The organism is Acetivibrio sp. MSJd-27 (genome assembly GCF_018918095.1).
GTDB lineage: Bacteria > Bacillota > Clostridia > UMGS1840 > HGM11507 > HGM11507.
The window spans coordinates 21871-29384 of record NZ_JAHLPV010000032.1; the positions used below are offsets into that span (position 1 = coordinate 21871).

Annotated in this window: 7 protein-coding genes; 6 read left to right on the forward strand and 1 reads right to left on the reverse strand. The window is 45.1% G+C overall.

The annotated features are described in order from the left end of the window. Positions 1-91: 91 nt before the first annotated feature. The 6 genes from KQI32_RS10090 (at position 92) to KQI32_RS10115 (ending at position 7105) form a co-directional block, all read left to right on the forward strand. Positions 92-1534 carry a S41 family peptidase gene (locus tag KQI32_RS10090; RefSeq protein ID WP_216424888.1) on the forward strand — a complete coding sequence of 481 codons (1443 nt, stop codon included), beginning with the start codon at positions 92-94 and terminating at the stop codon, positions 1532-1534. Positions 1535-1559: 25 nt separating this feature from the next. Beyond that, the gene (gene rlmB / locus KQI32_RS10095) at positions 1560-2297 is read left to right on the forward strand and encodes a 23S rRNA (guanosine(2251)-2'-O)-methyltransferase RlmB (RefSeq protein ID WP_216424889.1); all 738 of its coding nucleotides are present in this window, start codon (positions 1560-1562) and stop codon (positions 2295-2297) included. Positions 2298-2457: 160 nt separating this feature from the next. After that, positions 2458-2898, forward strand: coding sequence for a hypothetical protein (locus KQI32_RS10100; RefSeq protein ID WP_177690318.1), 441 nt, complete (start codon positions 2458-2460; stop codon positions 2896-2898). A 9-nt stretch (positions 2899-2907) separates the two neighbouring features. Then, entirely contained in the window at positions 2908-4386 is a 1479-nt protein-coding gene (locus tag KQI32_RS10105) for a hypothetical protein (RefSeq protein WP_216424890.1), read from the forward strand. Positions 4387-4736: 350 nt separating this feature from the next. Continuing rightward, positions 4737-5612 (forward strand): hypothetical protein, encoded by an 876-nt coding sequence (locus KQI32_RS10110; protein ID WP_177691975.1) that lies wholly within the window; start codon positions 4737-4739, stop codon positions 5610-5612. A gap of 134 nt (positions 5613-5746) precedes the next feature. Continuing rightward, entirely contained in the window at positions 5747-7105 is a 1359-nt protein-coding gene (locus tag KQI32_RS10115) for an MATE family efflux transporter (RefSeq protein WP_216424891.1), read from the forward strand. A gap of 53 nt (positions 7106-7158) precedes the next feature. Here the strand turns inward: KQI32_RS10115 and KQI32_RS10120 are convergent, their stop codons facing one another. Continuing rightward, positions 7159-7392: a helix-turn-helix domain-containing protein gene (locus tag KQI32_RS10120; protein ID WP_177691973.1), complete on the reverse strand. Its 234-nt coding sequence runs from the start codon at positions 7390-7392 to the stop codon at positions 7159-7161. Positions 7393-7514: the final 122 nt, after the last annotated feature.

A 7514-nucleotide genomic window follows, 5' to 3' on the forward strand; every position in this document is an offset into this window, starting at 1 on the left:
TGGGAGAAGGATTAGGACGCGATATATGCTTTTTGCCATGGCAAAGGGCAAAACAGCCTGCAGGCGTGCCTGCAGCAGGACGGAGGCAACCATGAACAAATTGAAAAACAGAAGAAAGAGGACAATTCTATGTCTCCTTCTGTGCTTTATGCTTGCATTCACAAGTATTCATGCCCAGGAGCTCCAAAGGACAATCGAGGAAATACAGCGTTATGTGGATACCGTTCTGACTTTGACAGAAAATTTGTCCATTACCGAAAAGACCAGTGAGCAAATCATGTATGACGCTTTGGTGAAGCTTGCCAGTGAGGATGAGGAATCTCTGAACAAGGTGTTGGCGGCAATCGCAGGCACGGTTGACGCGAACAGTACATTCATTCCCAAGGACGAGTACAATGAAATGATGAATAAGCTGGAGGGGAAGACGGGAGGCATTGGCATCACCGCAACGGTGAAGGACGGATTTGTTGATATCGTGACTATTTTGGAGAACTCTCCTGCAGCCCAGGCCGGATTGGTGCCGGGTGATAAGATTGTGGCGGTGGACGGGCAGGACGTGACCGGAGCAGCCGCTTTGACAGCTACCGATTTTCTGAAAGGGGAAATCGGCACTGAGGTTGTGGTGACTGTTTTATCTGCAAACGATCTGAAACGGGATGTGACCCTTAAGCGGTATGCCATTCCGGAACTATCGGTAGAAAAATCCGTCATCAACGGGAAAATCGGCTATATCAAAATCAAAACCTTTGCGTCGAACACGCCGGAACAGGTGGAGGAGGCTTTGAAGGAACTGCAGCAAAAGCAGGTGAGTAAATTGATATTGGATCTCAGAAACAACGGCGGCGGCGTTTTTGCGGCCGGCGTGAAAGTAGCGGATTTGTTTCTGGATGAGGATAAAACAATTGTCACCGTAAAGGGCAAGACAGAGGAGGATAAAAAGATATACACCGCCTCCGCAAAGAAATATTCGTTTGATCTATGCCTGCTTGTCAATGAATACACGGCTTCCGCTTCCGAGATTGTGACGGGAGCCATCAAAGACAATCAAGCGGGTTATATTCTTGGTGAGAGCACTTATGGAAAGGGAACCGTTCAGGGGATTCTGCCTCTGGCCGATATCGGCGGGGCGCTGAAAATCACAATGCAGACGTATCTGACTCCCAACGGAGAATTTATCCACCACAAGGGGATCCGCCCGGATCAGGTTGTGGAAAACGCAAGAAAGCAGTATACTTTGGAAGAACTGCCGGAACTCACCTTTGAAAGGGTGCTTCAGACGGGTGATGCGGGCGCGGATGTAAAGAGTGTGAAATTTCTTTTGGATCTTTTAAACTTCTCGGTAGGAGAGGTGGATGAAAATTACAATGAAGCCACCGCTGGGGCCGTGAAACAGTTTCAGGCCAGTGCTGGACTGTATCCCTATGGGGTTTGCGACATTACTACCCAGAGCTATTTGAGGGAGAAAGCGCTGAACACGACGTTTATTTATGACACCCAGCTTCCAGCGGCTGTAGAGTACCTGCAGGCTCGCTGACAGCAGAAAACAGGAGTATAGAAAAATGGACAAAGTTTTTGGAAGAAACCCTGTCACCGAGCTATTAAAATCGGATGCACAGGTGGAGAAGCTATATGTCAACAGGGAGTTGAATACGCCGCCTATCCAGCAGATTATGCGCACGGCAAAGCAGAAAGGGATTATTGTCTCCGCCTGCGACGGGAAGAAGCTGGATTTCATGAGCGGCAACGGTGCGCACCAAGGCGTGCTGGCTGTCATCTCCCAGACGGAATACTGTTCTGTGGATGATCTTTTGCAGACAGCGCAAGAGAAGGGAGAGCCGCCCTTTTTGGTGATGCTGGACGGGATTGAGGATCCGCATAATTTGGGCGCAATCATCCGCTCCTGCAATGTAGCGGGAGTCCACGGGGTGATCATTCCCAAGCATCGCGCTGCCGGGGTAAACGCCACAGTGTATAAGGCGTCCGCCGGTGCAGTGAATTATACAAAGGTTGCAAAGGTATCCAACCTGAAAAACACGATGGAGGAGCTGAAGGAAAAAGGTCTGTGGTTTTTCGGTGCTGAGGCGGACGGAGATCAGATGTATTATCAGGCGGATCTGAAAGGCCCCGTCTGCATTGTGATTGGCTCAGAGGGCAGCGGAATCAGCCGCTTGGTTCGGGAAGGCTGCGATTTTCTGGTAAAGATTCCTGTGATGGGGCAGATTAATTCACTCAATGCTTCTGTCGCCGCTGGTATTTTAATCTTTGAAACGCTGAAACAGAGGCTTTCGGGCTGTTAAAAGCGGCGTGCAAAACCATTTTTATATCTTTCTGACGGTTGGGTTCAAATGTAATGCTTTTGTAATTGCAATGTAATATAAGATCGTGTATAATAATATCAAGATAGAATAGAGGAATTTCCTTTTGAAAATCCTGAGATTGATGTTAGGAGGCGAAATTATGTTAAAAAAGATATCAATGCTTATGGCTGTTATATTTGTTGTTTTTTCACTGACTGCTTTTGCCGCGCCTTATAGTACATACGGCGGAAGTTACGGCGGCGGGCTTGTGACGGTGACAAACCCTGCGTCTTCCACCATTTCATCTTATGATGCGGTGCATAATATTTCCGGATATGCGGTTGCAGGCGCGACCTTGACACTGTACCGTTTTGACGGGAACGGCTATAATATGATGTATGCCAACGGTGCTCCGGTGTCTTGGACAGTTGGGAGTTCCGGCATGTTTGTGAAACCGGTTGCGCTTTACAGAGGGCAAAATCATCTGATCCTCCGCGCGGATTACGGAGAATCCAGTCAGCAGTATCGGTTCACCATCACTGTTCTGAGTTCCAATCTGCTGGATCTGATCAATTCTTTTAACTTTGAAAAAGCAGATTAGGATATTAGTATGAAGTTTAAGGAAAATATGAAAAACCTGGTTTTGGTTTTGCTGATTGTTTCAAGCATGACCTTGACATGGAATATATGGTTTTCAGAAGAATTATGGCCAAACGGCTATAATTCTTTTCCTTATGAGGAAAATATTTTTTCATCTATAGGAAGAAAGATCCTATCCTATTTCCGTACGGGAGGGGATGGTACTGTCTTTCATTATAATCAGCTGTTTTATCCCAAACAAATTCGAATCAATATAAACGGCAAAAAGGAGTTGGTTCTGTCCCGCTCAGAATATTTTTCGTCGATCAACAATCAAGTGAAGGATATTCTCGAAATTTTTATAGAGGATTCCACAGTTACTGAAATCAGTGAGGAAGAGCTGAAGAAAGCATACCGCGCGGCATCGGTCTATATTGATTACTACGATGATATCTCGCTCCAAATGGTAGGGGCTTATTTCGGTAAAAATATTCCGGGGGAGTTAAATCCGATTAAGGAGTTTAAACATCTTGTATTTTCCCTGGGAAACAGTACGCAGGAAATAAATCTGTTTTTAACAGACAGCACAACTGGGAAAAATTATCAGCTCACGGCCAAAGGAGACATATCAGAACTGGCGAAAAAAGCTTCTTCCGCAGCGGGGGATACGGTTACCGGAGGAGTGCAGAGCAACAATTACCCCTTTTCCTTTGAGAGCAATTTCGACAAACTGTCTCAGGAAACCGGAACAAGGCTTCCCATCGATCCTTATGCCATCATTTCCCTTGTACCAGCAAATATCAAAGCGGTGGAGGGAGAAATCCTGCTTCATGTCGGTGACAGTCAAACAGCCGCAACGCTGAGCAGGCTGATTGAGGAATTTTCCATCAATTTGGGATCGGCCAGACGGTTTACGGATAGTGTCGGCGCCTATAATTATGTGGAGAATTTTGCTACGCTGAAAATAAATCCGGGAGGGCTCATGGAATACTCCGCAACCAATGCGGAGAAGGGAATTAAGCTGGACAAGAATGCATCCGGTGAATATGATTTGGTAAAAAGCGTAGGGGATTTTGTAAATTTGATCAACAGCATTGTTCCGGGAAACACGAATACTCTTGTTTATCACAATGTATCCGAGATTGGTAAGGATAAGTATAAATTTACTTTTAACTATCTTGCCGACGGCGTCCCTGTTATGATCCGCAAAACGCTGTCAAACGGTGAAGTGATGGAAAATTCTGTTGAAGTTGTGGTGGAGAAGAATAATATTATTTCTTACCGGCAGATGTTTGTCAATTACCGCACGACGGACCAGGTGGTTGCCAGTGTGTCCACGATAGAGGCTATGGATGGGTTTTACAGCGTGTACCAAGGTGCATGGGAGAATGTGGAGATTGACGATTTTTATCTGGTGTATGAGTATGATGGCGACAGGGGCATTGTGCTCCCCAAATGGGTTTTCAACCTGTCCACCGGGGAAAATATATTGTTTCATGTCATCGGCTGAGATAACGTGAGGAATGGTTAAGCATTAGGGAGTCGAACCCTATATGCCCTGCACTTGTTAAACTTTCGCCTTTTCGGATTGTCGGTCTTGCAAGGCGTCAGCCTTGCTGCACCCTTACGCACCAAAAAAACGAAATTTTTCCTGCATGCAGGGTCGAAGAGTTTCCACAGAGCAAATTTTTTGTAAGACAAGGAAAAGGCGCAGATCATCCTGACGGATTGACGAGCATTTTGACGCAGGATTGCGGGAAATTTGCCTGTGGAAACCATATTGTGTTCGACTCCATAATGCTTAAAGCCCCCATTGAAAGAAGGACGCCCTTAACGGGTATGGATTAGGAGAGAGAAAGTATGAACTGGGCAAAAGCGAAAACTATTTTAATTATCGTATTCCTGCTTCTCAATGTGTTTCTGTTCCTGACATACAGTTCCATTCTAAAATCGAAATCAGAGACGGATGTCAAGCAACTGACGCAGGTGCTGGAAAAGCACAATATGAATCTGGCACAGAATGCGCTCAAAAAAACGCCGGTCAAGCTTCACAGTGTGGAGCTCTTAAATCTTGCGGGGGACAATAAAAGCTGTGCGGAGAATTTTTTAAAGGATGGGTACACTACCGTCAATGAAAGGGAATTTAAAAAAGGATCCCAGACGCTTCTCATCAACCGCAGTGAGGTGGAATATATCGACAGCGATCCGCAGGATTTCTCCTATCAGGACATCAGTGAGGAGCGGGCGGAGAAAAAGGTTTCCAAAGAACTGACCCGGCTTGGCATTCCGGAGGATACTCTGCAATGTGTACGCAGATTCCACAATTCTTCGGATCATCTTGTGTTGGTGTACAACTTAAAATACGGGGATTTTTCTGTTTTTAATTCGGCGGTGCAGGTGATTGTTTGTCAGACTGGCATCACCAGCATCAAGGGCGTGCTTCTGGCGGTCAATGAGACCAATCCCCTGGACATGCAGTATGAAATATTGAATTCGCAGAATATTCTGTTGGAGCTTCTGAGCAATCCGGAATTAAACGATCAGACACCCCAGGAGATTTTGGAGGTCAATTTGGGATATTACATTCCGAAGAATGATTTTGTCATGTCAGCGGATGCAATTCCGGCATATCAGATTATGTTGGGGAACGGTAAAGTTTACTATTATGACGCCCGTGTCAGCGTCCCGAATACGGTTCGGCTTCTGGCGGTTGACACCGATGTTTCGAAAATTTGAGCACAATGACGATTGCTTTTTGATAAATATCATAGTACAATAAATCAAGGATAGGTTTCGCCTATCCTTGTATTTCTTTCAAGGGCAAAGTTCGATTGCCCTTTTCCAAGAATAAGAATAAAAAGGAGAATACTATGGAGAGAGTACAAGAGAATAAGATGGGCAGTATGCCTGTTTTGAAACTGATTTTTTCAATGTCGATACCCGCAATGTTTTCCATGCTGATTCAATCCCTGTACAATGTGGTTGACAGTATTTTTGTTGCCCAGATCGGGGAGGAAGCGCTGACGGCGGTTTCTCTGGCTTTTCCGGTGCAAATGCTGCTGATTGCCGTGGCTGTGGGTACCGGGGTAGGCATCAATTCACTGGTTTCCCGGCGGCTTGGGGAAAAGCAGCAGGAGGAGGCAAATCATGCCGCAACCCACGGAATCGTTCTTGCGGTTGCCAGCTGGGTGCTGTTTGCACTGTTCGGCATCTTTTTTACCGAACTGTTTTTTCATAATTTCACAGAGAATCCAACGGTATCCCAGATGGGGATTATCTATACCAAAATTGTCACCATATGCTCTTTCGGCGTGTTTATCGAAGTAAATATTGAGAAGACGCTTCAGGCCACAGGAAATATGATCTACCCCATGATTTTTCAGCTGATCGGGGCGGTTACCAATATCATTTTGGATCCGATTATGATTTTCGGCTTACTGGGATTCCCGGCGATGGGAGTCGCCGGAGCTGCTCTTGCAACAGTGCTGGGACAGATTTTCTCCATGCTTTTCAGTATTTATATCGCCTTTGCAAAGTCCCACCAGGTGCATATCAGTTTTAAAAATTTTAAACTGAGAATGAAAACAATCAAAGATATTTATTCCGTGGGATTTCCCGCGATTATCATGCAGGCGATCGGTTCTGTGCTTATCGTGGGGCTGAACAAAATTTTGATCAGCTTTTCCGAAGCTGCCGTAGCGGTACTGGGCGTTTATTATAAACTGCAGTCCTTCATTTTTATGCCGGTATTCGGGCTGACGCAGGGAGTCATGCCCATCATGGGATATAATTACGGCGCCAAAAACAAAAAGAGACTGATGCAGGCGCTGAAATACGGCTGTATCATTGCCGCTTGCATTATGCTTTTGGGCACGATTTTGTTCCTGCTGTTCCCCAAGGCGCTGCTGATGATGTTCAACGCTTCCCCTGCAATGCTGGATGCGGGAATTCCAGCGCTGCGCATTATTTGCACATGCTTTGTGCCGGCCGCCTTCGGCATCCTGTTTTCCACCCTGTTCCAGGCAGTGGGAATGGGCGGCAAGAGCCTGCTGATATCGGTGCTCCGTCAGCTGGTTGTCATATTGCCCTGCGCTTACCTGTTTTCCAGAATTGGCTTGAACTATACCTGGCTGGCCTTTCCAACAGCGGAGATCGTATCCTTTCTCGCCAGCCTGCTCATCTTTTATTTTCTGTATCAAAAGCATTTGAAGAATTTGACGAGGGAATAGAAACGAAAAAAGCTCTGAAATTTTCAGAGCTTTTTATTATTCTGATATAAATTTTAATTCTCAAAATACAGTAGTTTATAAGCAGGAATTTCCAGTGCTTTGGCAATTAAAAAAAGAGTGTCTAAGGATATTGATTTATATACGTTCGGGGCTTCAATTTGTCCGATAAAAGATGTTTCACATCCCAGTATTTCAGCTAAATTTTCTTGGGTTAAAGACTTTAATTTTCTATAGTACGCTATTTTCAATCCTATTTTTATATAATCATTTTTAAATTCTGCTTTCATAATAATCACGTATAATTAAACCATCTCGAAAGGGGTGGTTTTAATTATATCTCCTTTCTTAAAGTTTTTGATTATATTTGCAGGAGTAGCTACCTGCGATATAATAAAGACAAGCACTGTGG

Excerpts from the sequence above, each read along its gene's own strand:
- KQI32_RS10090 (WP_216424888.1), top strand. The coding sequence starts at position 92 with ATGAACAAATTGAAAAACAGAAGAAAGAGGACAATTCTATGTCTCCTT.
- rlmB (WP_216424889.1), top strand. The coding sequence starts at position 1,560 with ATGGACAAAGTTTTTGGAAGAAACCCTGTCACCGAGCTATTAAAATCG.
- KQI32_RS10110 (WP_177691975.1), top strand. The coding sequence starts at position 4,737 with ATGAACTGGGCAAAAGCGAAAACTATTTTAATTATCGTATTCCTGCTT.
- KQI32_RS10120 (WP_177691973.1), bottom strand. The coding sequence starts at position 7,392 with ATGAAAGCAGAATTTAAAAATGATTATATAAAAATAGGATTGAAAATA.
- KQI32_RS10115 (WP_216424891.1), top strand. The coding sequence starts at position 5,747 with ATGGAGAGAGTACAAGAGAATAAGATGGGCAGTATGCCTGTTTTGAAA.
- KQI32_RS10100 (WP_177690318.1), top strand. The coding sequence starts at position 2,458 with ATGTTAAAAAAGATATCAATGCTTATGGCTGTTATATTTGTTGTTTTT.
- KQI32_RS10105 (WP_216424890.1), top strand. The coding sequence starts at position 2,908 with ATGAAGTTTAAGGAAAATATGAAAAACCTGGTTTTGGTTTTGCTGATT.